This window comes from Chromobacterium sphagni (genome assembly GCF_001855555.1).
Taxonomy (GTDB): domain Bacteria; phylum Pseudomonadota; class Gammaproteobacteria; order Burkholderiales; family Chromobacteriaceae; genus Chromobacterium; species Chromobacterium sphagni.
This window is the reverse complement of record NZ_MKCT01000001.1, coordinates 23,444-49,499: the sequence shown is the minus strand read 5'-3', so window position 1 is coordinate 49,499 and position 26,056 is coordinate 23,444. Positions and strand designations below refer to the sequence as shown.

The following is a 26,056-nucleotide window of genomic DNA, read 5'->3' as shown; positions in this document are numbered from 1 at the left end:
TTAGGTGGCAATCACATCGGTCGTCCGCACCGTGGTGTTGTTGCTTTCGCTGGAGGCGAGCAGGTCTTCCATGTCGAGCACCAGCACGACGGAGCCGTCGCCGGACAGCGTCGCGCCGGCCACGCCTTTGGGGCGGATGTTCTGCAGCGGCTTGATCACGACGTCGTCGCGGCCGACGAAGGAGTCGATCGCCAGGATGAAGGACTTTTCCGCGGACTGCATCAGAACGCCGAAATACGGTTTCTGCGTCGGCGCCCAGCCTAGCAGGCCGGCCAGCGTCTTCAACGGCAGGATTTCATCGCGCACCACGATGGTGGGCTTGCCTGAGACCTCCTGGATCGCGCTGCTGTCGATGGTGATGATTTCACGCACCATGGCCAGCGGAACGGCGAACGGTTGATTGCAGGCACGCACTACCAGCACCGGCAGGATGGCGAGGGTCAGCGGCAGCGAGATGCTGATGCGGGTGCCTTCGCCGGCTACCGAGTTGATGTCGATGCGGCCGTTCAGTTTCTGGATGTTGGTGCGCACCACGTCCATGCCGACGCCGCGGCCGGATACGCTGGAAATCTGATCCTTGGTGGAGAAGCCCGGCAGGAAGATCAGCTGCAGGCATTGCTTCTCGTCCAGCGAGTTGGCGGTTTCCTGGTCGATCAGGCCCTTTTCGATGGCTTTGCGGCGCAGCGCGTCGGGATTCATGCCCTTGCCGTCGTCGGTGATCTCGATCAGGATGTGGTCGCCCACCTGTTCGGCGGTCAGTTGCACCAGGGCCTGCGGCTTCTTGCCGCTGGCGATGCGGTCTTCCAGCGACTCGATGCCGTGGTCCACCGCATTGCGCACCAGGTGAACCAGCGGATCGTTCAAGTCCTCGATCATGGTCTTGTCGAGTTCGGTTTCCTCGCCGGACAGCACCAGCTCCACTTCCTTGCCCAATTGGCGGGCCAGGTCGCGGGCCAGGCGGGGGTATTTCTGGAACAGGCGGCCGATCGGCTGCATGCGGGTTTTCATCACCGCGTTCTGCAGATCGCCGACCAGCAGATCCAGCTGGCTGATGGCTTCGTCCAGCGAGCGCAGCGTGTTGGTGTCGCGGTTGCCCTGCAGGATTTCCGTGCGCAGCGTGGTGAGGCGGTTCTTGGTCAGGCCGATTTCGCCGGACAGGTTGAGCACCATGTCCAGGCGCACAGTGTCGATGCGGATGGTGTTTTCCTGCGGGCCGCTGGCTGCGGGGGCGTTGCCGCTGGGTTTGGATTGCTGCGCAGGTTTTGGCGCTGGCGGTTTTGCCGCCGCGGGTGCAGGAGGCACGGCTTCCACGCGAGCGGGCGTTGCCGGGGCAGCCGCCTGCGGCGCTGCCGGAGCGGGCGCGGCGGTCGCTGCTGCGGGGGCGACGGCTTGGTACAGCTGATTCCAGTCCGGACTGCCTGCGGCCGGAGCGGCTTGAGGCGCGGCTGGAGCAGGCGCAGCCGCCTGAGCGGCGACCTCCGCCAGCGGCTGGCCGGCCAGCGCTGCGTCCAGAGCCGACAGGATGCGCGGATCGGCGTCGCCCGGCATCAGGCCCTGGCCCAGAGTGCCGAACATGTCGCGGACGATGCCGGTGGCGTCCAGAATCACATCCATCACTTCCGAACTGATGTGCAACTCGCCGTTGCGCAGCTTGTCGAACAGGTTTTCCGTGCGGTGGCACAGATTGACCATGGGGATGACATTGAGAAAGCCCGCCCCGCCCTTGATGGTATGGAAGCCGCGGAAGATATCATTGAGCAGCGCTTTGTCTTCCGGACGCTTTTCCAGTTCGACCAGTTTATTGTCCACATCGGACAGAAGGTCGGTGGACTCCATCAGGAAGTCCTGTAGCAACTCTTCCATGCCGCCAAATTCGCTCATTTTTCCACCCCACGCGTCGTGCGTTGTCTGCTTTTGCTTGCGTTGCTCAGAAGCCCAGGCTTTCCAGCAAGTCGTCGACCTGCTGTTGGCTGCCTACCACGTCGGTCCGTCCTTCGGGATTGATGACCGGGCCGTTCAGCAGGCTGCTGTTGAGCTCGCCCTTCTTTTCATCTGGGGAGAACTCGATCAGGAAGCTGACCAGTTCGGTCTCCAGGATCTTGACCATGCCCATCATCTTCTTGATCACCTGGCCGGTCAGGTCCTGGAAGTCTTGCGCCATCACGATTTCAAGCAACTGGGTATTGGTGGCCTGGGTCTGGTTCGGCACGTCCTTCAGGTACTGCCGGGTCTCGTTGGCCAGGTTCTTGAACTCTTCCACGCTCAGCAGGTTGGCGAACAGTTTTTCCCAGCGCTCGCTCAGCGCCTGGGCCTGGCGTTCGAGATTGTCCTGAAACGGTTTGGCGATGTCTGTGGCGTTCAGCACGCGCTCGGCCGAGTTTTCCGTCAGCGTGGCGATATAGGCCAATCGGTCCTTGGCATCGGGAATGGTTTCCGCTACCCTTTCCAGTGATTTGTCATAGCCGAGGTCGCGCAGGGCGTCATGCATCTTGCGGGTCATCTGCCCGATGTGTTCATACATCGTGGAGGGATTGGTTTCGCTTGAGAATATCTTGGAGTCCGCGCCTTCGCCCGCCGATTCGACTGCTGGCGGCTCCGGCTGCTGCTGGCGCGCGACGCTTTCAAACAGGGCTTCGAGCTCTGGCGAGTCTCCATTATTCAAAATAGGGTCCGGCACTTTCAATCCTCCTCAATGCGAATGCGGGCAGTCTTGTGTGATGCTCAGGCTGGCTTGTTCATATTCTGGAAGATTTTGTTCATCTTCTCTTCCATGGTGGCTGCGGTGAAAGGTTTCACAATGTAGCCACTGGCACCGGCCATCGCCGCCTCGATGATGTTTTCTCTCTTGGCCTCGGCGGTAATCATCATGAACGGGAGATGCTTCAGTTGGGGATCTGCCCGGACTGCCTTGAGTAGCTCAATACCCGTCATATTGGGCATGTTCCAGTCGGAAACGACGAAGTCGAAGCTTTGGGTCTTCAGCTTGTGCAACGCCACCTGGCCGTCTTCAGCCTCGTCGACGTTGGTGAAGCCCAACTCTTTCAACAGGTTGCGGACGATCCTTCGCATGGTGGAGAAGTCGTCCACGACCAGAAATTTCATATTCTTGTCTGACATCGAGGTATATCCTGAATTATCTGTGTTCCATCAAGGCGCACATTGTAGCGACTACCTTTGCAGGAATGGAATCAAAGTTTCTGCCAGCACGCCCGGGTCAAACTTCGCCACATAGGAATCCACGCCCACGCTGGAACCCATTGCACGGTTGGCATTGGACGACAGCGAGGAGTGCATGATCACCGGTATGCCCTTGAAACGCTGGTCGGATTTGATCAGCTTGGTCAGCACGTAGCCGTCCATTTCCGGCATTTCGGCATCGACCAGAATGATCTTCAGATAGTCGTGCAGGCATTCGCCTTCTCCCCAGTTGCGTCCGGCAAGCACCTGCAACCGGTCCCAGGCTTCGCGGCCATTGGTGGCCTGCTGGAACTTGATGCCCATTTTCTCCAATACGCCGGTGATCTCCTTGCGCGCGACTACCGAGTCGTCGACAAAGAAGATGTATTGGTCGATTTCCAGCTGCGCGGTGGGCACGTCCGGCAGGCGGGGTTCGCCCACTACGCTGGCGAGGATCTGTTCCACATCGAGAATGGATACCAGCTTGCCGTTTTCCAGTTCGGTGATGGCGGTGATCAAGTTCTGATTGGCGCCGGCGGCCGCCATGATGTTTTCCGGCGCGCGCACCTTGTCCCAGTCCACCCGAATGATGCGGTCCACCGAGTCCACCAGGAAGGCCTGGGTGCTCTTGTTGAATTCGGTGACGATCATGGTGTCGAACTTGCTTTCGTTGTTCTCGTGTCGGATGAACTTGGCGAGCGAGATGACCGGAATGATGTTGCCGCGCAACGACAGCACCCCTTCGACGCCGAACGGCATATTGGGAGTCTTGGTGATGGCCGGCGTCTGCGAAACTTCGCGCACCTTGAACACGTTGATGCCGAATGTCTCACGGGTTCCCAGCGAGAACAGCAGAATCTCCATCTTGTTGGAGCCGGCAAGCTTGGTCCTGGCGTCAACACTGGCAAGCAAGGAGGCGTCGGTGCTAGGCATGTCTGATCCCTATCCCTTGAAAATCTTGAAGAAGACTGTATTTAGTTGCTCGGTTCCAGTTTCAGCATCTGGCGCAGCTTGCTGGCCAGTTTCTGAGGTTCGAACTTGGCAACATAGGAGTCGACGCCGACCGATTCTCCGAGCTTCTGGTTGGACGAGCCGGAGAGTGAGGAGTGCATGAGAACCGGAATGCCGGCAAAGCGCGGGTCGCTCTTGATCATCTTGGTCAGCATATAGCCGTCCATCTCCGGCATTTCAACGTCGGTCAGCACCAGATGCAGCTCATCGCACAGCTGGCGGCCGGCGGCCTCGGCCTGGTGGGCCATCTTCTGCAGGTCTTCCCAGCCGCGCATGCCGTTGATGGCGGAGGTGTACTTGATGTTCATCGCCTCCAGCGTGCGCTCGATCTGCTTGCGTGCCACGGCGCTGTCGTCGGCGAAGAAGATGCGGCGTTCTTCCTTGACCGGTTCGATATTGATGAAGGTATGCCCGTCTTCGACGATGCTGGTTTCCGCCAGCACCTTTTCCACATCCATCATCATCACCAGGGTGCCGTTGTCCAGCTCGGTGACGGCTGTCACCAAGCCGGCCATTCGGTTGGTGATCATGTCGGGCGGGACGCGCATGGCAGACCAGTCCAGACGCAGGATGGTGTCGACAGCCTCAACCAGGAAACCTTGCGTGTGGGCGTTATATTCGGTGACGATCATGATTTCCGGGCGATTGCTGGTCACAATGCCGGCATACTTGGCCAAGTCGATCACCGGCACCAAGGAGCCGCGCAGGCTGACCATGCCTTCGACCGAAGAGGGCATTTCCGGAGCGGATGTGATTTCGGGGGTGCGCATGACTTCACGCACCTTGAACACGTTGATACCAAAAACTTCTTTGCGGCCGGTACGCTGATCATGCCCTAGTGAGAACAGCAGGATTTCCAGCTTGTTGGTGCCTGCCAGTTTGGTTCTGGCGTCGATTTTTTTGAGAAGCTCTGACACAGAAACCTCCGCAGCATCTTTTGGAATGGCGTACTACTTCCCTTTATACGCCAGATATGAGTTTTTCCCGGTTTTTTTTGCTCGCGGCCATGTCGGACGCAAGTTGGCTCACCGTGGATGGATCATTATCATACTGTTTAAGGGGTTTTTACAAATGACAGTGAAGCGATGACGACTATGGTTTCAAGCCTGAAGGATCAGCAGCAGCTTGAGGCGGCATTTGAGCAGTTCAACGCGGTATCCAGTCAACTCATTGATGCATATAGGCAACTTGAGGTTCAAGTCAATGTTTTGAATGCCCAATTGGACGAGGCTAACAATCAGTTGCGAAAGCAACGCGACGAAAACGCGGCTCTGGCTGAACGGCTGGCACTGTTGCTTAAAGTGTTGCCGGCCGGGGTGGTGGAGTTGTCGCCGGAGGGGAGGGTCATCGCGGAGAACCTGGCGGCGGGGGTGCTGTTAAACCGCTGTTATATAGGTGAAAGCTGGTCGGATTTCCTGAGCGGGTTGCAGCGTTCGGAGCAGGACGACACCTATGCCTTGGCGCTGGAAGGCGCGACTAGGCGACTGACCTTGCAATATCAGGATTTGCCGGCATCGGGCGGAAGGATTGTGCTTATTCACGATGTGACCAGGCTGCACCAGCTGACCGGAGAACTGGCGCAGCAGCAAAAGTTGGCTTCGATGGGGAGCATGGCGGCGGCGCTGGCGCACCAGCTGCGCACGCCGCTGGCCAGCGCGATGCTGTATACCGCCAATTTGAAGCAGGACATCCCTCGTCCGGAGGACCGCGCGCGTTTCGTCGACAAGAGCCTGGCGCGGATGCGGGCGTTGGAAGGCCTGATCCAGAACATGCTGGGTTATGTGCGTGGCCAGGTTTCTTCGCTGGAGAAGGTGGAGGTGGTGGCGCTGCTGGAGGATGTCTGTTCGGTATTGGCGCCGCAATGCCATGACAAAGGTGTGTTTTTTGATTGCAATCTGCCGGAAAACTCTGCCATAACGGTCTTGATAGATCGCAAAGCCTTGCAAGGGGCATTGATCAATCTGCTGGAAAATGCCTTGCAGTTCACGCCCGCCGGAGCGAGGGTCGGGCTGGAGGTGGTCCGGGAGCCGGATGGCGTGGCTTTCCGTGTCGATGATGGCGGTCCCGGGGTGGACGTCGCGGTGGCGGACAAGATTTTCGAACCGTTTTTCACCTTGCGTCCGGGCGGCACCGGCCTGGGGCTGGCGATCGTTAAGAAGGTGGTGGAAGAGCTGGGTGGCAATGTACGTTGCTACAACAAGGCGGAGGGCGGGGCCTGCTTCGAATTGAAGCTCCCGGCTTGCCAGGATTAATGCCCGGTGCAGGCGGCGCCCATTCAATTTGTCTCGAATCTAAGGAAAGCCGAGGATCAGTGATGAAACCGATTGTGAGTGTAGAGGGGCGTGTCGGAACCATGCGGCTGATTGGGCAGTTTGATTTCAATCTGCACAAAGACTTCCGTCAAGCCAGTCAGGAATTGCTGGACAACGGGTCGGTGCAGGAGATTCATGTCGATTTCGATCAGGTCCCGTTTCTGGACAGCTCCGCGCTAGGCATGCTGCTGCTGTTGAAGGAGCGCGCCGCAGGACAGAAAAAGTCGATGATCCTGATCAATTGCCGCGAGGCGGTGATGCAGGTCTTCGAAATTGCCTGCTTCAACAAGATGTTCACTATCCGGCCCACCGCCTGAGACTGGGTGCCCCGGTCCGTGCCGACACCGCGCATCCATGCCGGCTTGATGGCCGTCGTCGCTGACCGGTGATGGGCATGGTTTCGTGCGCGGTTGCCGTATTGCGACCATTAAGCGGGGCAGCCGGGATGGTTTCTCCTTGCTAAAGACCCTTGCTTGGTAAGGGCGCAGCGGCTTGTCGCGTCGAGAGCTTGAAGGATGACGGGTATCTGGAACTAAAAACGCGCGTGGCGCGGCCGGCCGGGCATGTGGCGTCACGCCGCTGGCGCCTGATCCGGTTGCTTGCGTTATTGCTGCAAGGGGGCGGGGGGCGCATGCGTCTGGCTTGCTTGGCTTGTGTGCCCGCTCGGCCGATTGGAAGGCAAACCCGAGGAAAGCCGGGGATCCGCGATGAGACCGATAGTCAAAGTTGAGGGAAGCATCGGGCTGATGATTTTAATCGGACAGTTCGATTTCAATATGCACAGGGAGTTTCGAGAAGCCAGCCAGGGGTTGCTGGAAAACGATCAGATCAGGACGATCCGTATCGATTTCGCCGAGGTTCCGTGGATAGACAGCTCCGCGCTGGGGATGTTGCTGCTGCTTAGGGAACGGGCCAGCGCCACCAGAAACATTCCTCTGGAGCTGCTCAACTGCCGACCGGACGTGAAGCAGATTTTCGCGGTTGCCAGCCTTCTCAGAGAGTTCAACTTCCAACCCGCCTGAATGGTTGCCGGCCTGCGCTGCACGCGATTTCCCCGCACTGCGCTGCGTGCGGGGATGCTCCCGCAACGGGGTGGCGGCGGGTTCGCTTTTCCCTTCTTTCGAAACGCCTTTTCCAATTGGGCGCTTTCCCATTTTTCCGGATGTGTCTATGGCGATTCCGTCTGCTGGTTCCCAATGATTGCGTGTCTGCGGATATCCCGCATCTCATTTCGGCTATGTGAATGCCATTGCGCAGAATAAGCTTGATTCGCTACCGATTATTGCTGATCACGTAATGGAGGCGCGGGGGCGCGTGGCCCAGTATTGCCATGGCGACGGGCGGGGAGACGAGTTTGGTCCGTCAGGCGCGCCGGAGAGGCGTGTCTGACCCGATGTCGATAATTATTCTTCGTTTTATGCCGATATTGTCTAATCTGCGAATGGAATAACTGTTTTCGCAGTGGGGAATGCGCTTGCTGTCCGACCGGGCGCGGGCGGTTGCCAGGCTGAGCCTAGGGGAAGGGCGCCGCGAGGCTAGAGCGCCGGTCGGCATCCCGAATGGGCAGGACTGAAAAGGTTGCAGTGGTTGTATCAACTGGAATCACTAAATAGCGGAAATGCCATGTCTAAGAGAATCCTCACAGTGGACGATTCGGCATCGATTCGTCAGATGGTCAGTTTTACCCTCAAGAGCGCAGGTTACGAGGTGGCGGAGGCGGTTGACGGCAATGCCGGGCTGAGCAAGGCGCAGAGCGCGCAGTTCGATCTGGTGCTGACTGACCAGAACATGCCGGGCATGGATGGCTTGACCTTGATCCGCTCGCTGCGCAAGCAGCCGGCCTACACTTCCACCCCCATCCTGATGTTGACCACCGAGTCCAGCGACCAGATGAAGGCGTTGGGCCGCGCGGCCGGAGCCTCGGGCTGGCTGGTCAAGCCCTTCGACCCCCAAAAGCTGCTGGATGTCGTCAAGCGTTTGGTCGGCTAACGCTTCATCGCTACGAGGGGGGACGATTGTGGCGATCGATATGTCTCAGTTTCATCAGGTTTTTTTTGATGAAGCGGATGAGCACCTGGCAACCATGGAGTCGCTGTTGCTGGCGATGGATATCGCCAGCCCGGAGTCGGAAGACCTGCACGCGGTTTTTCGGGCTGCGCACTCGATCAAGGGCGGCGCCGCCACCTTCGGTTTTTCCGACATGGCCGATCTGACCCATGTGCTGGAAAACCTGCTGGACCGGGTGCGCAAGGGCAGTATGGCGCTGACTGCGCCGATGGTGGACGCCTTCCTGCAATCCAAGGATGTGCTGCAAGGCATGCTGACCGCCCACAAGGGCGGCGAGCAGGTGGACCCGGCGCAGGTGGCGGAGGTCAAGCAGCAGCTGGTGGACATCGAGAGCGGTGGTGGCGAAGTGCCAGCCGCGCCGCCGCCGTCGGCGGAGGACGGCCTCCCAGACCATGGTCCGGACAAGATCTGGACGTTGTTCCTCGAATTTACTCCGGCTGATGGCGTAGACGTGCGTCCGGTGCTGGATTCGCTGGCGCAGCATGGCGATCTGACCGTGGTTCAGGAAGGCGGCGCTGCCGAGGAACTGCCCTGGGTCGCGGTATTCACCTCCGGGCTGGAAGCCAGCGAGGTGGCCGAGTCGCTGGCCTTCATGCTGGCGCCAGAACAGTTTCGCATCAGCATCGATCACGGCGGCGAAGAGAGCGGCGATTTCGGTTTTTTCCTGCCTGGCGACAGCGTGAATCCCGGCCAGGGCCGCCCGGCCGCCGGCGCCGACTCCTTGCAGGAGGATGGCGGTTTCGGTCTGTTCGAGCCATTGTCGCATCCTGCGGCCGCCAAAGCGGCGGAACAGGATATCGAAGGCGATGGCTTCGGCTTGTACGCCAAGGCGCCGGGTGTGCCCAAGGCCGCGGACGAGCAGGCAGCCAAGCCTGCGTCGGTCGCCGCCAGCCCCCGCCTGGCGGACAAGGCCGATAAGGCTCCCGCTGCGGCCGGCGCGGCGGCGGCCGGCGAGAACTCGATCCGCGTCAATATCGAAAAAGTGGACCTGCTGCTCAACCTGGTGGGCGAGCTGGTGATCACCCAGTCGATGCTGATGCAGTCCGGCAGCGCGCTCGATCCTGTCGAACACGAGCGGCTGTTGAACGGCATCAGCGCCTTGCAGCGCAACTCCCGCGAGCTGCAGGAGGCGGTGATGTCCATCCGGATGACGCCGATCGCCTTTGTTTTCAACCGCTTCCCGCGCGTGGTGCGCGATCTGGCCAGCAAGTTGGGCAAGCAGGTGGATCTGAAGATGGTGGGGGAGAATACCGAGCTGGACAAGGGCTTCATCGAGAAGCTGTCCGACCCCCTGACCCACCTGGTGCGCAACAGCCTGGACCATGGCATCGAATCCCCCGATATCCGCCGCGGCAAGGGCAAAGCGCCGTCGGGCAGGCTGACGCTGCGTGCTTTCCACCAGGGCGGCAGCATCGTGATCGAAGTCAGCGACGACGGCGCCGGGCTCAACCGCGAGCGCATTCTGGCCAAGGCGCGCGAGCGTGGCATGGCGATAAACGACGGCATTTCCGATTCGGAAGTCTGGGGGCTGATCTTTGAGGCCGGTTTTTCCACCGCGGCCGAGGTCACTGATGTATCGGGCCGCGGGGTGGGGATGGATGTGGTCAAGCGCAATATCCAGAACATGGGCGGGCGGATCGAGATCGATTCGATGGTCGATGTCGGCACCACCATGAGCATCCGCCTGCCGCTGACGCTGGCCATCATGGACGGCATGTCGGTGCGGGTGGGCAAGGAAATCTATGTGCTGCCGCTGGGCTTCATCCTGGAGTCGCTGCAGCCTGAGCCGCGTGAAATCAAGACCGTGGCTGGCCGTGGCGAGGTGGTGCACATCCGCGGCGAATACCTGCCGATTGTCACGCTGGGCAAGTATTTCGGGGTGGCGGACGCCAGGGTTTCCGCCGAGGAGGGCATTCTGGTGATCGTCGAGGCGTCGGACTCGCGGGTGGCCTTGCTGGTAGACGATCTGATTGGCCAGCAGCAGTTCGTGGTGAAGAACCTGGAAACCAATTACCGCAAGGTGGATGGCCTGTCGGGCGCCACCATTCTGGGAGACGGCCAGGTGGCGCTGATCCTCGATATTTCAACCATCGCCCGCTGCAATAGCAGCCAGCGGAGCGCGCAGAACGCCGCGCCGCAGGCGGCGACCGTTGCCGAATAACCGGCGGAGAGGCCAGACATGCAGGCGGACAACCTGAACGATATCCAGGCGCGGGGCGCCGAGGCGCGCGAGCTGCTGGTTTTCACGCTGGGTAGCGAGGAGTACGGCATCGACATCCTGAAGGTGCAGGAGATCCGCGGCTATGACACGGTCACTCGCATCGCCAACGCGCCGGACTTCATCAAGGGCGTAATCAACCTGCGCGGCAGCATCGTGCCGATTGTCGACTTGCGCCTCAAGTTCGGCCTGGGCGATCCGCAATACAACGAATTCACCGTGGTGATCATCCTCAACGTCAGCAAGCGGACGGTCGGCATCGTGGTGGACGGCGTCTCCGACGTGATCCAGCTGGACAAGGATTCGTTGCGCGCGCCGCCGGAGTTCGGCGCTTCCGTCGACACCGCCTATATCGAGGGGCTGGGGACGGTGGAGGAGCAGATGATCATCATTGTCGATATCGAGCGCCTGATGAGCAGCGACGAGATGGCGTTGACCGACGTGACAGCCCGGGCCTGATGCCCGCACCCTTGGGAGAAGCAAACATGAGCGACATCAAGTTGAAGCACCTGCTGACCCTTGGTTTCGGGTTGTTGGTAGTGGCGATGGCGGCGGCGCTGTATTTGGCGCAGTCGCAACTGCACCGGTTGCAGGGAGCTGCGGACGATTTTTCCTCATCCCAGTCGGTACAGGTCGCTCAATTGGTGCAGGCCAGCCGGGCGCAGGAGGCGGCCGGCCAGTTGGCGCGTCAGCTGGCTGGCCTGCTGGCCGGCGGCGAGACTGCGCAGCTGCGCGCCGCGCAGCCGCAGGTGGACGCCGCGCTGGACGGGGTGACGGGCAGGTTGAATACGTTGTCGGCCCACGTGTCCAACGAGGGAAAGCCGCTGCTGGACGCCGCGCGGGGCGGAGACTCGCTGCTGCGCAACCAGGTGGCGAGCTATCGCCAGTTGCTGGCGGCGAACCATGGCGACGAGGCGCGCGGCTACCTGCAAGCCACTTTGTGGCCGACGGCGCTGAAGTATCAGGACGCGGTCAGCCAGTATGCCCGCTTCGAGAGCGAGCTGTCGTTGAAGATGGCCCCGGCCGCAGGAGCGGGCGCGGCCGATCAGGCGGCGAACGAAATCATCGGCATGGGCGGCGCGGTGGCGGCACTGGCCATCGTCCTGGCCTGGCTGCTGACCCGCGCGGCGGAGCGGCAGATCGGCGGGGATCCGCAAGTGCTGGCGGCGGTGCTGCGCGAATTGGCCAGCGGCGAGGTGCGCACCGAGTTCCGCGTCCGCAAGGGCGACCAGAGCAGCCCGTTCGCCTTCCTGCACGACGTGGTGGCGCGCACGCTGGAGAATCTGCGGCTGCGCAGCGCGCTGGACGTGTGCACCACCAATGTGATGATCGCCGACGCGGAGCATCAAGTGGTGTATGCCAACCGCGCGGTGCTGGACATGTTCCAGCAGGCCGAGGCGGACATCCGGCAGGATCTGCCGCAGTTTTCCGCGCGCGGCATCCTGGGCAGCAATATCGACAGCTTCCATCGCAATCCGGCCTACCAGCGCGGCGTGCTGCAGCAGCTGCGCAACACCCATCGCGGCACCATCAAGGTGGGCGGACGCACTTTCAGCCTGGTGCTGACCCCGATACTGGACGGGCAGAACCGCAAATTGGGCTCGGTGGTCGAGTGGGTGGACGCCACGAGGGAGCTTGAGCGGAAGGCCGCCGAGGACGGGCGCCAGGCCGTGGATCGCCAGGCGGCGGCGGAGAACGCCCGCATCCGCAGCGCGCTGGACGTATGCACCACCAATGTGATGATCGCCGACGAGAACCATCAGATCATCTACGCCAACCAGTCTGTCCTCAATATGTTCCGCAACGCGGAGGCGGATATCCGCAAGGATATTCCGCGCTTCTCCGCCAGCAGTCTGCTGGGCGCCAATATCGACCAGTTCCACAAGAATCCCAGCTACCAGCGCGGGCTGCTGCTGCAAGTGAAGGAGACCCATCGTTCATCCATCGTGGTGGGCGGACGCACCTTCGGCCTGATCCTGTCGCCGATATTCAACGACAAGGGCGAGCGGCTGGGCGCGGTGGTGGAGTGGCAGGACAACACCGAGATGCTGCGCCTGCAGCATGAGGCCCAGCTGCGGACAGACAAGGAACGCGAGCAGGCGGCGGAAAACGCCCGCATCCGCAGCGCGCTGGATGTCTGTACCACCAACGTGATGATCGCGGACGAGCAGCATCGCATCATCTACGCCAACCAGTCGGTCCTCGATATGTTCCGCAACGCGGAGGCGGACATCCGCAAGGATATCCCGCGTTTCTCCACCGGCAACCTGATGGGGACCAAGATTGACGAATTCCACAAGAACCCCAGCTACCAGCACGGCATGCTGCAGCAGGTGAGGGAGACGCACCGCTCGTCCATCATGGTGGGCGGGCGCACTTTCGGCCTGATCCTGTCGCCGATATTCAACGACAAGGGCGAGCGGCTGGGCGCGGTGGTGGAGTGGCAGGACAATACCGAGATGCTGCGCCTGCAGGCCGAGGCCGATGTCCGCGCCGCGGAGGAGCGCAAGGTGGCGGCGGAGAATGGCCGCATCCGCAGCGCGCTGGACAATTGCACCACCAATGTGATGATCGCCGACAATGATCGCAAGATCATCTACATGAACCACAGCGTCACCGACATGCTGCGCGGAGTGGAGGGCGATCTGCGCAAGGCCTTGCCCAATTTCGATGTGCGCGCGCTGATGGGCTCCACCATCGACGAATTCCACAAGAACCCGGCGCACCAGCGCGACCTGCTGGCCAATATGCGCTCTACCTACCGTACCGAGATCGTTGTGGCCGGACGTACCTTCTCCCTGGTGGCCAATCCGGTGTTCGGCGCCGATGGCACCCGGCTGGGTTCGGTGGTGGAGTGGAAAGACCGCACGGCCGAGGTCGAGATCGAGCGCGAAGTGGCGGAAATCGTCAGCGCGGCCTCCGCGGGCGAGTTCGGCAAGCGCATCGAGGTGGAAGGCAAGCAGGGGTTCTTCAAGCTGCTGAGCGAAGGCATGAACCAGCTGATGGGGGTGACCAGCCAGGGGCTGAGCGATATCGCCACGGTGCTGGGCGCGCTGGCGCGCGGCGATCTCACCCGAACCATTGCGGCCGACTATCAGGGGCTGTTCGGCCAATTGAAGACGGATAGCAATGCCACCGTGGACAAGCTGAAGGAGATCGTCACCAATATCAAGGACTCCACCGACGCGATCAATACCGCGGCCAAGGAGATCGCCGCCGGCAACTCCAACCTGTCCGGCCGCACCGAGCAGCAGGCGGCCAGCCTGGAGGAAACCGCGTCCAGCATGGAGGAGATCACCAGCACGGTGCGGCAGAACGCCGAAAACGCCAAGAAGGCCAACTCGCTGGCAACCGGCGCTTCCGACATCGCCGCGCGCGGCGGCAAGGTGGTGGGCGACGTGGTGTCCACCATGAACGAGATCAATGAAAGCGCCAAGAAGATCGTCGACATCATCAGCGTGATCGACGGCATCGCCTTCCAGACCAATATTCTGGCCTTGAACGCGGCGGTGGAGGCCGCGCGGGCGGGCGAGCAGGGCCGTGGCTTCGCGGTGGTGGCGAGCGAGGTGCGCAATCTGGCGCAGCGCTCGGCGGCGGCGGCGAAAGAGATCAAGTCGCTGATCGGCAATTCGGTGGACAAGGTGGAGTCGGGCAGCCGGCTGGTGGACGAGGCGGGCCGCACCATGAACGAGATCGTGGTTTCCATCCGCCGGGTGGCGGACATCATGAGCGATATCTCGGCCGCCTCGGCGGAGCAAAGCTCGGGCATCGAGCAGGTGAACCTGGCCGTCACCCAGATGGACGAGAACACCCAGAAGAACGCCGCGCTGGTCGAGCAGGCCGCAGCCGCCGCCGAGTCGCTGGAGGAGCAGGCCCGCTATCTGTCCGACGCGGTGGCGGTGTTCAAGCTGGACGAGAGGCTGTCGCATGGCAGGCCGCCGGCCGGCAAGCCGTCGGTCCAGCATGGCTTCACCAGCGGCAGCACCAGCCATCTGAGCAACCAGCACTCCACGCACCAGCTGGCTTCCGCCGCGGCCGGCAAAAGCGCCAGCCATGCCGGCAGCTATCATGTGAAGTCCCGGTCGCCGGAGCCGATCCGCCCGCAGGGCGACTCGGGCGAAGGCTCGTGGGAGGAGTTCTGATCCGCTGAGTCGGCGAGGCTCCCTCCATCCCGCTGCGATGCGCACCGCTGGATGGAGGGAGCCGCGGCGCGGATAGGCCGGCGGAGCGGGCGCAGAGCGGGGATGGCTACATGGCGGAAGACACGGAACTCAAGTTCACCCAAAGCGATTTCCGGCGCGTGCGTGACATGCTTTACCAGCGGGTGGGCATCTCGCTGAACGAGTCCAAGACCCACATGGCGTATGCGCGGCTGGCCAAGCGCGTGCGTTCGCGCGGGCTGCGCAGCTTTACCGAGTATCTGGATTTGCTGCAGGACAGCCAGGAGGCCGATGAGTGGCAGGGGTTCATCAATGCGTTGACCACCAATCTCACCTCCTTCTTCCGCGAGTCCCACCATTTCGACATGCTGCGCGAGCATGCCCGCCAGCACCGCCGGGCCGGGGAGACGTTCCGGGTATGGAGTTCGGCCTCCTCCACCGGGGAGGAGCCCTACTCCATAGCCATCACCATGCTTGAGCTGTGGGACGGGGCCGGCGGCGGCTTCGAACTGCTGGCGTCGGACATCGACACCAATGTGCTGCAGCAGGCGGCGCTTGGCGTTTATGGCCGGGAACGCACCGAAAAAGTCTCGCCGCAACTACTGAAGAAGTATTTCGACAAGGGCGTCGGCGCCAACGAGGGCAAGGTCAGGCTCAAGCAGAAGGCTAGGGACGCGTTGTCGTTCTTCCAGTTCAATCTGGTGGAACCGCGCTGGCCGGATATCGGGCGGTTCGACGTGATTTTCTGCCGCAATGTATTGATCTATTTCGACAAGCCCACCCAGGCGGAAATACTGTCCAAGATGGAGAGTTGCTTGAAGCCGGATGGTCTGCTGCTGCTGGGGCATTCGGAGAATATCGTGCATCTGACCGATGCTTTTGTCGGTTGCGGCAGGACGGCTTACCGCCTGGCGCATCCGGAGCGTGGAGGGTAGGAGACATGGCGGCTGCCATCCAGAACAGAATCAGGGTGGTGGTGGTGGACGATTCGGCGCTGATCCGCAATCTTCTGACCGCCATCATCAACGAGGCGCCGGATATGGAGGTGGTGGCGACCGCCTCCGACCCCATCATCGCCCGCGAACGGATACGCGAGACCAATCCGGACGTGGTGACGCTGGACGTGGAGATGCCGCGCATGGATGGGCTGGAGTTCCTGCGCCGCCTGATGCGGCTGAAGCCGACGCCGGTGCTGATGATCTCGTCGCTGACGGAGTCGGGTTCGGAAACCACCCTGATCGCCTTGGAGCTGGGCGCGGTGGATTTCGTGCACAAGCCTTCCGAGGATGTGTCGCGCCGGATGCAGGAGTACGCCGAGGAAATCCGCGAGAAGCTGCGGGTGGTGGCCGGCGCCCGGCTGCGGCAGCCGATGCGCTTCAAGCAGCCCCCGCCGCCGCCGGCGCCGGCACGCAGCGGCCCGCTCCTGTTCCGGCAGAACGCCGTGATCTTCGTCGGCGCCTCCACCGGCGGCACCGAGGCGATCAAGGACTTCCTGATGGGTATGCCGGCCAATTGCCCGCCGATATTGATCGTCCAGCATATGCCGGAGCACTTCACCTTCACGTTTGCCGCCAGGCTCAACAATCTGTGTCCGATGCAGGTGAAGGAGGCGCAGGACGGCGAGCAGGTGAGGAGCGGCATGGCGTATATCGCGCCGGGAAACTGGCACATGCGGGTGTGTCCGGGCGGACCGACCGGCTACCAGATCGCGCTGGATCAGGGGGATCAGGTCAATCGCCATCGTCCGGCGGTGGACCCACTGTTCGATTCGGCCGCGCAGCATCTGCGCAAGAGCGCGATCGGCGTGATTCTCACCGGCATGGGCCGGGACGGCGCCGACGGCATGCTGCGGATGCGCAATGCCGGCGCCGTCACATTTGGCCAGGACGAGGCCAGCTGCGTGGTATACGGCATGCCCAGGGAGGCCTTCAAGGCCGGCGGGGTGACGCACGTCTACCCGTTGGGCCAATTGGCGTCCAGGGTCGTCGAGTGCCTGCAAAATCATGCCGAAAGGGCGAGTACATGAATCATGCCGACGCGATGAACGGCCATCAGTACTACGACAAGCATTTCCAGATCATGGCGGTAAAGGTGTTCCCGGGCGAGTTTCATGCCACCAATCAGCCTAGGATGCTGGTGACGCTGCTGGGCTCCTGCGTGGCGGTGTGCCTGAGCGACCGCACGTCTGGCGTATGCGGCATGAACCACTTCCTGTTGCCCGAAGGCTCGCTGGATCTGGGCGCGGGCACGTCCGCCGCGCGTTTCGGCGTCAACGCGATGGAGCTGTTGATCACCGACATGCAGAAGCTGGGAGCGATGCGGCACCGGCTGGAGGCCAAGATATTCGGCGCCGGCAACGTGCTGGAGGGCATGACCGTGGTGAATGTGGGCGAGCGCAATACCAACTTTATCCGCGGCTATCTGGCCAACGAGCAGATTCCGGTGCTGGCGGAGGACCTGCTGGGCGAATGCGCGCGCAAGGTGTATTTTTTCACCCATACCGGCAAGGTGCTGATCAAGAAGCTCAAGCGCAGCAGTTTGGCGATCAAGGCCGAGCAGCCATACCGCGGCCGCATCCTGGAGCAGAACGAAGGGGCGAAGACCGGCGATATCGATCTGTTCATTTGACGATGCGAGCGAATGGCGAGGATCTTGGGGTGGGCGGACGCTTCGATTGGCCAAGGCGGATGGGCGGGTGGCTGGCAGCCGGCTGCCTGGGCGGATGCGCCTTGCACGGCATCGCCTTTGTCGCGCCGGGAGAGACGGTGAAACCATGGTCTTCTTCTAGCGCGGGCATCACATACCAGTACATGCATGTGTACGACGGCGAGCTGCCTTACGCCGCCGGGTTGGCGGATGGCTATTGCGGCGGCTTGGGCAGGCGCGCGGTTCTGGCGCGGGTGGGGAAGCAGGCCGCGGATCGTAGTCTGGCGATATTCAAATGCCAATAGTTCCGCGATGCGCGAGGGAGCCGGCCGTTGTCACTTTTCCAGGTGTTGCAACTTGCCGGACACCTGGGCCCAATCGGCGTGGTCGGCCGGCGGATCTGCCCGCTGGGTGATGGTCGGCCAGCCTTTGGCCAGTTCGGCATTGAGCTGGATGAAACCTTCCTGGCCCTGGGGCACATCGTCCTCCGCGTAGATGGCGTTCACCGGGCACTCCGCCACGCACAGCGAGCAATCTATGCATTCGTCGGGGTCTATCGCCAGGAAGTTGGGACCCTCGTGGAAGCAGTCCACCGGACACACTTCCACGCAGTCGGTGTATTTGCATTTGATACAGGCATCGGTTACAACGTACGCCATTCGTGTACCCTCATTAAAGCGGAATCGTGAATCGGGATAGTTGTATTTTAGCGATAATTTGTCCCGTTGTAGATTTCGGCCTGCCTAATCAAGATGTCTAAGTCATTATACCGGGGCCGTTTCGCCCCCAGCCCGACCGGCCTGTTGCATGCCGGGTCTCTTTGCACCGCAGTCGGCAGCTATCTGGAAGCGCGCAGCCGCGGCGGCGAGTGGCTGCTGAGGATGGAGGACCTGGACCCGCCGCGCGAGGTGGCTGGCGCGGCGGACGATATCCTGCGCACGCTGGAGGCCTTCGGTTTTGAATGGGACGGCGAAGTGGTTTACCAGAGCCGACGCCACCACCTTTACCGCGCCGCGCTGCAGCAATTGATTGCCAGCGGCCACGCCTATGTCTGCTGCTGCACCCGCAAGGAAATCGCCGCCCGCGCCCAGCGCGGGTTGGATGGCTACGTCTATCCCGGCACTTGTCGCCGCGGCTGCCCGGACGGGCGGGAGGGCAGGGCCTGGCGTTTGCGGACGCGGGATGGGGACCGGGTGGTGATGGACCGCCTGCAGGGCGAAAGCCGGCAGAATCTGGCGCGGGATATCGGCGATTTCGTCCTGCTGCGCGCCGATGGATTCTGGGCCTACCAGCTGGCGGTCGTGGTGGATGACGCCGATCAGGGCATCAACGACATCGTGCGCGGCGCCGATCTCCTGGTGTCCACGCCGCGCCAGCTGCAGGTGTACGACAGCCTGGGGCTGGCGCCGCCTGACTATTGCCATCTGCCGGTGCTGACCAATGCCGCCGGAGAGAAGCTGTCCAAACAGACGCTGGCGCCGGCGATATGCGTGGACGACGCCGCCCGCCAGCTGCGCGCCGCGCTGACCTTGCTGGGCCACCCGCCGCCGCCGGAGTGCGGCAGTCTGGATGAGCTGTGGCGCTGGGCTATCGCCAGCTGGTCCCTGAGCAGGGTGCCGCGCGGCCCGCTGGTCTTGTCCGACATATAAGGCCTTTCTTATTCTCTTGACATAAGCATTTGTCGCGGCACGATTTTTTTGTAAAAAAATCGGCAATGCGACATGTTTTTACGTCAAAACTGTGTTTTAATGCGCCCTTTTTTTCCGGCGCGGCGGTTGGCGCCCAGGCCGGCCGATGTCGAGAGATCGGCCAAGCAGCCAGGGCTGGGCTATCTTGAAGCCTGCAAGACAAGCCAGCCTAAGCCGTCGTTTTCCCCAATCATCCGCATGTTTGCGCCCGACTCTCGCGAGTCCGGCGCGGGATGCTTTCCGCCTCAACGGAGAATCTGGTTTGAGCGAAAACAGTTCCATCCAAAAGAAAGGCTCGCTCGGGGTCTGGATGTGCACCGCCTTGGTGGTGGGCAATATGATAGGTTCCGGCGTGTTCCTGCTGCCGGCGTCGCTGGCGCCGTTCGGCGGCATATCCATGCTGGGCTGGCTGCTGACTTCGTGCGGCGCGATCTGCCTGGCGCTGGTGTTCGCCCGCCTGTCGGCGATGCTGCCGCGCGAAGGCGGGCCGTATGCCTATATACATGCCGGTTTCGGCGACTTCGCCGGCTTCTGGATCGCCTGGGGCTACTGGATTGCGCTGTGGGCCGGAAATGCGGCGCTGGCGGTGGCCGCCACCAGCTATATGCAAGTGTTTTTCCCCATCCTGGGACACAGCGAGCCTTTGGCGGGAGCCTTCGCCATCAGCCTGATCTGGATCGTCACCTGGATCAACAGCCGCGGCGCGCGCAGCTCCGGGATGGTGGCGGTGGTGACCACGCTGCTCAAGCTGCTGCCGCTGGCGGCGGTGACCTTCATCGGCTTTTTCCATTTGAACGCGGATAATCTGGTGTTCAACCCGCATCACAAGCCTTTGATGTCGTCGTTGTCCGCGACCATGGCGCTGACGCTGTGGGCCTTCCTTGGCCTGGAGTCGGCCTCTGTGCCGGCCGGAGACGTGGTGGAGCCGGCCAAAACCATCCCGCGCGCCACCGTGATAGGCACGCTGCTGGCCACCCTGCTGTACATCCTGTCCACCGTGTCGCTGATGGGTCTGATGCCGGCCGACGTGCTGGCGGCTTCGCAGGCGCCGTTCGCCGACGCCGCCCGGCTGATGTGGGGCGATTGGGGCTATTGGGCGGTCGGTTTCGGCGCGGTGGTGTCCTGCTTCGGCGCGCTCAACGGCTGGAGCCTGATGCAGGCGCATGTGCCGGCGGCGGCGGCCAAGGACAAGCTGTTCCCCAGCCGTTTCGCGCGGCGCAACGCCGCGGGCGTGCCTATTTTCGGCCTAGTGCTGTCCAGCACCCTGGTGACCATTCTGATGGCCATCAAGTATGCCGGCGGCGACAGCGGCGTGAAAATCTTCGAATTCATCATCCTGCTGGCCACCGCCGCCACGCTGCTGCCATACGCCTTCTGCTCGATGGCGCTGATTGCCATCATGCTGATGCGCGGCAAGGCGTTTTCCAAGCGGGACTTTGTGGCGCCGGGCTTTTTCGCCGGGGTAGGCTTTGTCTACTCGCTGTGGGCCTTGTACGGCTCCGGCGCGGATACCGTGATGTGGGGCATGCTGCTGTTGCTGCTGGGTCTGCCGGTGTATGTCTGGCAGCTGAAGGAGCGGCACGCCGCAGCCTGACGGCGCGATGGCTCACCGTAAAAGCGCAGCGTTCAGCGCTGCGCTTTTTTCATGGCAGGCCGCCGGCAGGTCCATAAGCATCTTGGCAGCGGCTGTTAGCGGATAGGCTGGTTTGACCGGTGAAATTTTCGCATCCGAATGGCAATTATTATTATTTTTGTAATATTCTTTTCTTATAAGAACAGAAAAACAAACTGTTTTACTTCGAAATAAACTCGGCTTGCCAAGCCGCCGCGACTGCTACCATAATCGCCGGGTCATACAGGAGAGAGCGGTCCTTGCGATCGCCGCCGAAGGCGCAAGTGCACCCGCAATCGCTCAGGCAAAAGGACTGTATCATCGGGCTGGCGGCTGCCGGCTTGCAGAATCTGGAGAGCGGCGTCCCCGTGGCGCCCACCGAAGGGGCTAACGGCTGATCCAGCCGGAAAATCTCAGGTGCAGGGACAGAGGGGTGTGGTTGATAGAGGAAACACACACCTGCAAGAGGACCACCGCACCATGACGGCCCCGAAACGTACCCCGCTGTTCGACGCCCACGTCGCCGCCGGCGCGAAGATGGTTGACTTCGCCGGTTGGGAAATGCCCATCCATTACGGTTCCCAGCTCAAGGAACACGAAATCGTCCGCAGCGACGCCGGCATGTTCGACGTCTCCCACATGACGGTGATAGACGTCACCGGCTCCGACGCCAAATCCTGGTTGCAAAAACTGATCGCCAACGACGTCGCCAAGCTCGGTTTCGAGGGCAAGGCGCTGTATTCCGGCATGCTCACGCCGGAAGGCACCGTCGTCGACGACCTGATCGTCTACCTCACTTCCTACGGCTACCGCATGGTGGTCAACGCCGGCACCACTGAAAAAGACTTGGCCTGGATGGACGCGCAGAAGGCCGGCTTCGACGTGGCGCTCAAGGTGCGCCGCGACCTCGCCATGCTGGCGGTGCAGGGTCCGCAGGCCATAGACAAGGTTTGCAGGATCAAGCCGGAACTGGCCGACGCCATCCGCGCGCTGAAAGTGTTCCAGGGCCTGCCGCAGGATGAATGGTTCTACGCCCGCACCGGCTATACCGGCGAGGACGGCCTGGAAATCATGGTCCCCGCCGATCAGGCCATCGCCTTCTTCAATCAGTTGCAAGCCGTTGGCGTCGCGCCGATCGGTCTGGGCGCGCGCGACACGCTGCGCCTGGAGGCCGGCATGAACCTGTACGGCCACGACATGGACGAAACCGTATCGCCGCTGGAGGCCGGCATGGGTTGGACCATCGCCTGGGAGCCTAAGGAGCGCAAGTTCAACGGACGCGAGGCGCTGGAAGCGCAAAAGGCCAAGGGCGTGGCGATGAAGCAGGTGGGCCTGGTGCTCGAAGGCCGCGGCGTGTTGCGCGAAGGCCTGAAGGTGGTGGTGGAGGGCGTCGGCGAAGGCGTCATCACCAGCGGCACCTTCTCGCCCACGCTGAAGCACTCCATCGCGATCGCTCGGGTGCCTGCCGCCACCGGCGCCGCCGCCCAGGTGGATCTGCGCGGCACGCTGACCGATGTGCGCGTGGTGAAGATGCCCTTCGTGCGCAACGGCAAGAAAGTATTCGAATAATAGGGCGGCGTCCAAACGACGACCGCCATGACCATTGATCTGATCTTAAGCTGGAGAACTTCAAGATGAGCAACATCCCCGCCGAACTGAAATACGTCGAAAGCCACGAGTGGCTGCGCCTGGAAGCCGACGGCTCCGTAACCGTGGGCATCACCGAGCACGCGCAGGAGCTGCTGGGCGACATCGTTTTCGTAGAGCTGCCCAAGGTGGGCGCGCAACTGGCCCGCGACGAGCAGGCCGGGGTGGTGGAGTCGGTGAAGGCCGCGTCCGATGTGTACTGTCCGATCGCAGGCGAAATCCTGGCGGTGAACGAAGAGCTGGAAGGCGCGCCGGACCTGGCCAACAGCGAGCCTTACGGCGCCGGCTGGTTCTTCAAGCTCAAACCGGCCAATCCGGCCGATCTGGACGGCCTGATGGACGCAGCCGCCTACGCCAAGGAAATCGGCGCCTGATCGCTGAACCCGCCCTGCAGTCGCGAGACTCAGGGCGTTTTTTTTGGCCGCGAACCGTAAACGGCATGAACATCGATGGGCGAGCGCTGGCAGTTCTCGCCGACATCTGGGCATGGCGGGTTTCGCGGCAGCAATGGAAGGTCTTGAACATGTCGCTCTCCGAACTCTTCAATCGCAACGAATTCATCGCCCGCCACATCGGACCCTCCGACGACGAGCGCCAACAGATGCTGGCGGCCATCGGCGCGGCGTCCATCGACGCGCTGGTCGGCGAAACGCTGCCGGCCGACATCCGGCTGAACCGCGCGCTGGACCTGCCGCCGCCGCAGCCGGAGGCCGAGGCGCTGGCCGCGCTCAAGGCAGTTGCCGCCAAGAACGTGGTCAATAAATCCTTCATCGGCCTGGGTTACTACCCGGTGAAGACGCCGGCCGTCATCCTGCGCAATGTGCTGGAAAACCCCGGCTGGTATACCGCCTATACCCCGTACCAGGCCGAGATCGCCCAGGGCCGGCTGGAGGCGCTGCTCAATTTCCAGCAGATGGTGATAGACCTCAGCGGCCTGGAAATGGCCAACGCGTCCTTGCTGGACGAGGCCACCGCCGCCGCCGAGGCGATGGCGATGGCCGGCCGCGTGTCCAAGTCCAAGTCGCGCCGCTTCTTCGTCGACAGCCGCGTGCTGCCGCAAACCTATGATGTGATGTCCACCCGGGCCAAGTACTTCGGCTTCGAGCTGGTGCAGGGCCATCCGGAAGAAGCCGGCAACGGCGACTACTTCGGCGCGCTGTTCCAGTATCCGGGCGAGGCCGGCGACCTGATCGACCTCACCCCGCATATCGCGGCGGTCAAGGCCAAGGGCGGCATCGCCGCGGTGGCGGCTGACGTGATGGCGCTGGTGGCGCTGAAGTCTCCGGGCGAGATGGGCGCCGACATCGCGCTGGGCAATACCCAGCGCTTCGGCGTGCCTATGGGCTTCGGCGGCCCGCACGCCGCCTATTTCGCTTTCAAGGACGAGATGAAGCGCTCGGCGCCGGGCCGCATCATCGGCGTGTCGGTCGACGCCAAGGGCAAGACCGCGTTGCGGATGGCGCTGCAGACCCGCGAACAGCACATCCGCCGCGAGAAGGCCAATTCCAATATCTGCACCAGCCAGGTGTTGCTGGCCAATATGGCCAGCATGTATGCGGTGTATCACGGCGCGGAGGGCGTCAAGCGCATCGCCGCCCGCATTCACCGGCTGGCCGCCATTTTCGCCCACGCGGTGCGGGCCGCCGGCGGCAAGCTGGTGTTCGACCGCTTCTTCGACACGGTGCAGGTGGAGGCCGTCAAGGCCGACGCCATCTATGCCGCCGCCTTGGCCGCAGGCTACAACCTGCGTCGCGCCGGCAAGAATGTGCTGGGCGTGGCCTTCCATGAAGCCGCCAGCGAGGCGGACCTCGTCAAGCTGATCGAGCTGTTCACAGGCCAGAGCGCCGACATCGCCCAGCTTGACGCCGCCGCTCAGGACGCGATCCCGGCGGCGCTCAAGCGCGAGTCCGCGATCCTGACGCACCCGGTGTTCAATGTTCACCATAGCGAGCACGAGATGCTGCGCTATATGAAAAAGCTGGAAAACCGCGACCTGGCGATGAACCACTCGATGATCAGCTTGGGCAGCTGCACCATGAAGCTGAACGCCACCAGCGAGATGATTCCCGTCACCTGGCCGGAATTCGCCAATATGCACCCGTTCGCGCCGCGCGAGCAGACTGTGGGCTATCTGGAGATGATCGCCGGCCTGGAGACGCAGTTGCGCGCCATCACCGGCTTCGACATCATCTCGATGCAGCCCAACTCCGGCGCTCAGGGCGAGTACGCCGGCCTGTTGGCCATCAGCCGCTACCATGAGTCGCGCGGCGAGGCCCACCGCAACATCTGCCTAATTCCGCGCTCGGCCCACGGCACCAATCCGGCCACCGCGCAGATGATGAACATGCAGGTGGTGGTGGTGGACTGCGACGAGGCCGGCAATGTGGACGTGGCCGATCTCAAGGCGCGCGCCGAGCAGCATTCGGCCAATCTGGCGGCGCTGATGATCACCTATCCGTCCACCCACGGCGTGTTCGAGCAAGGCATCAAGCAGATCTGCGAGATCGTGCACCGCCACGGCGGCCAGGTGTACATGGACGGTGCCAACCTCAACGCCCAGGTGGGGCTGACCCGTCCGGCCGACATCGGTGCCGACGTGTCGCACATGAACCTGCACAAGACCTTCTGCATTCCGCACGGCGGCGGCGGCCCGGGCATGGGGCCGATAGGCCTGAAGGCGCATCTGGCGCCCTTCATCGCCAACCACGTGGTGACGCCGGTGCCGGGCGCCGAAGCCGGCCAGAGCGCGGTGTCCGCCGCGCCGTTCGGTTCCGCCTCCATCCTGCCCATCTCCTATATGTACATCGCGATGATGGGCGCGGAAGGCATGAAGCAGGCCACCGAGAATGCGCTGTTGTCAGCCAACTACTTGGCCACCCGTCTGGGCGAGCACTTCCCGGTGCTGTACACCGGCGCCAACGGCCGCGTCGCGCACGAGTGCATCATCGACCTGCGCCCGCTCAAGGCCGCCAGCGGCGTCACCGAGGTGGATGTGGCCAAGCGGCTGATGGACTACGGCTTCCACGCCCCCACCATGAGCTTCCCGGTGCCGGGCACGCTGATGATAGAGCCCACCGAGTCCGAGCCCAAGGCCGAGCTGGACCGCTTCGTCGCGGCGATGGCGGCCATCCGCCAGGAGATCGACCAGGTGCAGAGCGGCGCATGGCCGGCGGACAACAACCCGCTGGTGAACGCGCCGCACAGCAAGGCCGATATCGCCGGCGACTGGGACCGCCCGTACAGCCGCGAGCAAGGCTTGTTCCCGCTGCCCTATGTGCTGGAAAACAAGTTCTGGCCCAGCGTGAACCGCATAGACGACGTTTACGGCGACCGCAACCTGGTGTGCAGCTGCCCGAGCACCGACAGCTACGAATAAACCCGTTGCCCTAGGGCAACAGTTGAAAAGCGCCGCCCCGCAAGGCTTTCCGCCTGCGGGGCGGTTTCTTTTGCCGCCGGACAGGGGAGGGGGCTGCTAATTCTACTTAGTAAGAATATCTAAGCTGACACTATGTCCTATG

22 protein-coding genes and 2 riboswitches are annotated in these 26,056 nt (G+C 62.4%); of the genes, 16 read left to right on the top strand and 6 right to left on the bottom strand.

Annotated elements, in window-relative coordinates; all coding sequences use genetic code 11:
- The 5 genes from BI344_RS00230 to BI344_RS00210 are packed head-to-tail and all read right to left on the bottom strand — an operon-like array spanning window position 1 to window position 5,105.
- Window positions 1–1,881 carry a chemotaxis protein CheA gene (locus BI344_RS00230; RefSeq protein WP_071110980.1) on the bottom strand — a complete coding sequence of 627 codons (1,881 nt, stop codon included), beginning with the start codon at window positions 1,879–1,881 and terminating at the stop codon, window positions 1–3.
- 46 nt (window positions 1,882–1,927) lie between these two features.
- Window positions 1,928–2,677, bottom strand: coding sequence for a protein phosphatase CheZ (cheZ, locus tag BI344_RS00225; RefSeq protein ID WP_071112001.1), 750 nt, complete (start codon window positions 2,675–2,677; stop codon window positions 1,928–1,930).
- 44 nt (window positions 2,678–2,721) lie between these two features.
- Entirely contained in the window at window positions 2,722–3,117 is a 396-nt protein-coding gene (cheY, locus tag BI344_RS00220; RefSeq protein ID WP_080509481.1) for a chemotaxis response regulator CheY, read from the bottom strand.
- 51 nt (window positions 3,118–3,168) lie between these two features.
- The gene (locus tag BI344_RS00215; RefSeq protein WP_071110979.1) at window positions 3,169–4,110 is read right to left on the bottom strand and encodes a chemotaxis protein; all 942 of its coding nucleotides are present in this window, start codon (window positions 4,108–4,110) and stop codon (window positions 3,169–3,171) included.
- A gap of 41 nt (window positions 4,111–4,151) precedes the next feature.
- Window positions 4,152–5,105 (bottom strand): chemotaxis protein, encoded by a 954-nt coding sequence (locus tag BI344_RS00210; RefSeq protein ID WP_071110978.1) that lies wholly within the window; start codon window positions 5,103–5,105, stop codon window positions 4,152–4,154.
- A gap of 324 nt (window positions 5,106–5,429) precedes the next feature.
- On the opposite strand from BI344_RS00210, the gene BI344_RS00205 reads away from it, so the two are divergent.
- The 11 genes from BI344_RS00205 to BI344_RS00155 all read left to right on the top strand — a co-directional run bounded on the left by BI344_RS00205 (window position 5,430) and on the right by BI344_RS00155 (window position 17,896).
- The gene (locus BI344_RS00205; RefSeq protein WP_239690833.1) at window positions 5,430–6,440 is read left to right on the top strand and encodes a sensor histidine kinase; all 1,011 of its coding nucleotides are present in this window, start codon (window positions 5,430–5,432) and stop codon (window positions 6,438–6,440) included.
- Window positions 6,441–6,502: 62 nt separating this feature from the next.
- Entirely contained in the window at window positions 6,503–6,817 is a 315-nt protein-coding gene (locus BI344_RS00200; RefSeq protein WP_071110976.1) for an STAS domain-containing protein, read from the top strand.
- Between the two features lie 390 nt (window positions 6,818–7,207).
- A complete protein-coding gene (locus BI344_RS00195; RefSeq protein ID WP_071110975.1) occupies window positions 7,208–7,522 on the top strand; it encodes an STAS domain-containing protein in 315 nt (104 codons plus the stop codon).
- Window positions 7,523–8,123: 601 nt separating this feature from the next.
- On the top strand, window positions 8,124–8,489 hold the full coding sequence (locus tag BI344_RS00190) for a response regulator (RefSeq protein WP_071110974.1): 366 nt from the start codon (window positions 8,124–8,126) through the stop codon (window positions 8,487–8,489).
- Window positions 8,464–10,728, top strand: coding sequence for a chemotaxis protein CheW (locus tag BI344_RS00185; protein ID WP_277620414.1), 2,265 nt, complete (start codon window positions 8,464–8,466; stop codon window positions 10,726–10,728). The genes BI344_RS00190 and BI344_RS00185 overlap by 26 nt, the downstream gene beginning before the upstream one ends.
- Before the next feature lie 18 nt (window positions 10,729–10,746).
- Window positions 10,747–11,244, top strand: coding sequence for a chemotaxis protein CheW (locus BI344_RS00180; protein WP_071110972.1), 498 nt, complete (start codon window positions 10,747–10,749; stop codon window positions 11,242–11,244).
- Between the two features lie 26 nt (window positions 11,245–11,270).
- On the top strand, window positions 11,271–14,927 hold the full coding sequence (locus tag BI344_RS00175) for a methyl-accepting chemotaxis protein (RefSeq protein ID WP_241499219.1): 3,657 nt from the start codon (window positions 11,271–11,273) through the stop codon (window positions 14,925–14,927).
- Between the two features lie 110 nt (window positions 14,928–15,037).
- On the top strand, window positions 15,038–15,880 hold the full coding sequence (locus tag BI344_RS00170) for a CheR family methyltransferase (protein WP_071110971.1): 843 nt from the start codon (window positions 15,038–15,040) through the stop codon (window positions 15,878–15,880).
- A 5-nt stretch (window positions 15,881–15,885) separates the two neighbouring features.
- Complete coding sequence (locus BI344_RS00165) at window positions 15,886–16,971, top strand: protein-glutamate methylesterase/protein-glutamine glutaminase (RefSeq protein ID WP_071110970.1); 1,086 nt, start codon at window positions 15,886–15,888, stop codon at window positions 16,969–16,971.
- Window positions 16,968–17,573, top strand: coding sequence for a chemoreceptor glutamine deamidase CheD (gene cheD, locus BI344_RS00160; RefSeq protein WP_071110969.1), 606 nt, complete (start codon window positions 16,968–16,970; stop codon window positions 17,571–17,573). The genes BI344_RS00165 and cheD overlap by 4 nt, the downstream gene beginning before the upstream one ends.
- Before the next feature lie 29 nt (window positions 17,574–17,602).
- Complete coding sequence (locus BI344_RS00155; RefSeq protein WP_206600298.1) at window positions 17,603–17,896, top strand: hypothetical protein; 294 nt, start codon at window positions 17,603–17,605, stop codon at window positions 17,894–17,896.
- A gap of 30 nt (window positions 17,897–17,926) precedes the next feature.
- On the opposite strand, the gene fdxA is transcribed toward BI344_RS00155, so the two are convergent.
- Window positions 17,927–18,250 (bottom strand): ferredoxin FdxA, encoded by a 324-nt coding sequence (gene fdxA / locus BI344_RS00150; protein WP_071110967.1) that lies wholly within the window; start codon window positions 18,248–18,250, stop codon window positions 17,927–17,929.
- Between the two features lie 93 nt (window positions 18,251–18,343).
- Here fdxA and gluQRS point away from each other — a divergent pair, with 93 nt between their 5' ends.
- The 5 genes from gluQRS to gcvP all read left to right on the top strand — a co-directional run bounded on the left by gluQRS (window position 18,344) and on the right by gcvP (window position 25,914).
- Complete coding sequence (gene gluQRS, locus BI344_RS00145) at window positions 18,344–19,240, top strand: tRNA glutamyl-Q(34) synthetase GluQRS (RefSeq protein WP_071110966.1); 897 nt, start codon at window positions 18,344–18,346, stop codon at window positions 19,238–19,240.
- A 301-nt stretch (window positions 19,241–19,541) separates the two neighbouring features.
- The gene (locus tag BI344_RS00140) at window positions 19,542–20,873 is read left to right on the top strand and encodes an amino acid permease (protein ID WP_095210762.1); all 1,332 of its coding nucleotides are present in this window, start codon (window positions 19,542–19,544) and stop codon (window positions 20,871–20,873) included.
- A 252-nt stretch (window positions 20,874–21,125) separates the two neighbouring features.
- Window positions 21,126–21,217: riboswitch (glycine riboswitch) on the top strand.
- Between the two features lie 14 nt (window positions 21,218–21,231).
- Window positions 21,232–21,330: riboswitch (glycine riboswitch) on the top strand.
- Between the two features lie 41 nt (window positions 21,331–21,371).
- On the top strand, window positions 21,372–22,460 hold the full coding sequence (gene gcvT, locus BI344_RS00135) for a glycine cleavage system aminomethyltransferase GcvT (protein ID WP_071110965.1): 1,089 nt from the start codon (window positions 21,372–21,374) through the stop codon (window positions 22,458–22,460).
- Between the two features lie 65 nt (window positions 22,461–22,525).
- Window positions 22,526–22,912, top strand: a complete 387-nt coding sequence (gene gcvH / locus BI344_RS00130) for a glycine cleavage system protein GcvH (RefSeq protein WP_071110964.1) — start codon at window positions 22,526–22,528, stop codon at window positions 22,910–22,912.
- Between the two features lie 149 nt (window positions 22,913–23,061).
- The gene (gene gcvP, locus BI344_RS00125; RefSeq protein WP_071110963.1) at window positions 23,062–25,914 is read left to right on the top strand and encodes an aminomethyl-transferring glycine dehydrogenase; all 2,853 of its coding nucleotides are present in this window, start codon (window positions 23,062–23,064) and stop codon (window positions 25,912–25,914) included.
- Window positions 25,915–26,056 lie beyond the last annotated feature (142 nt).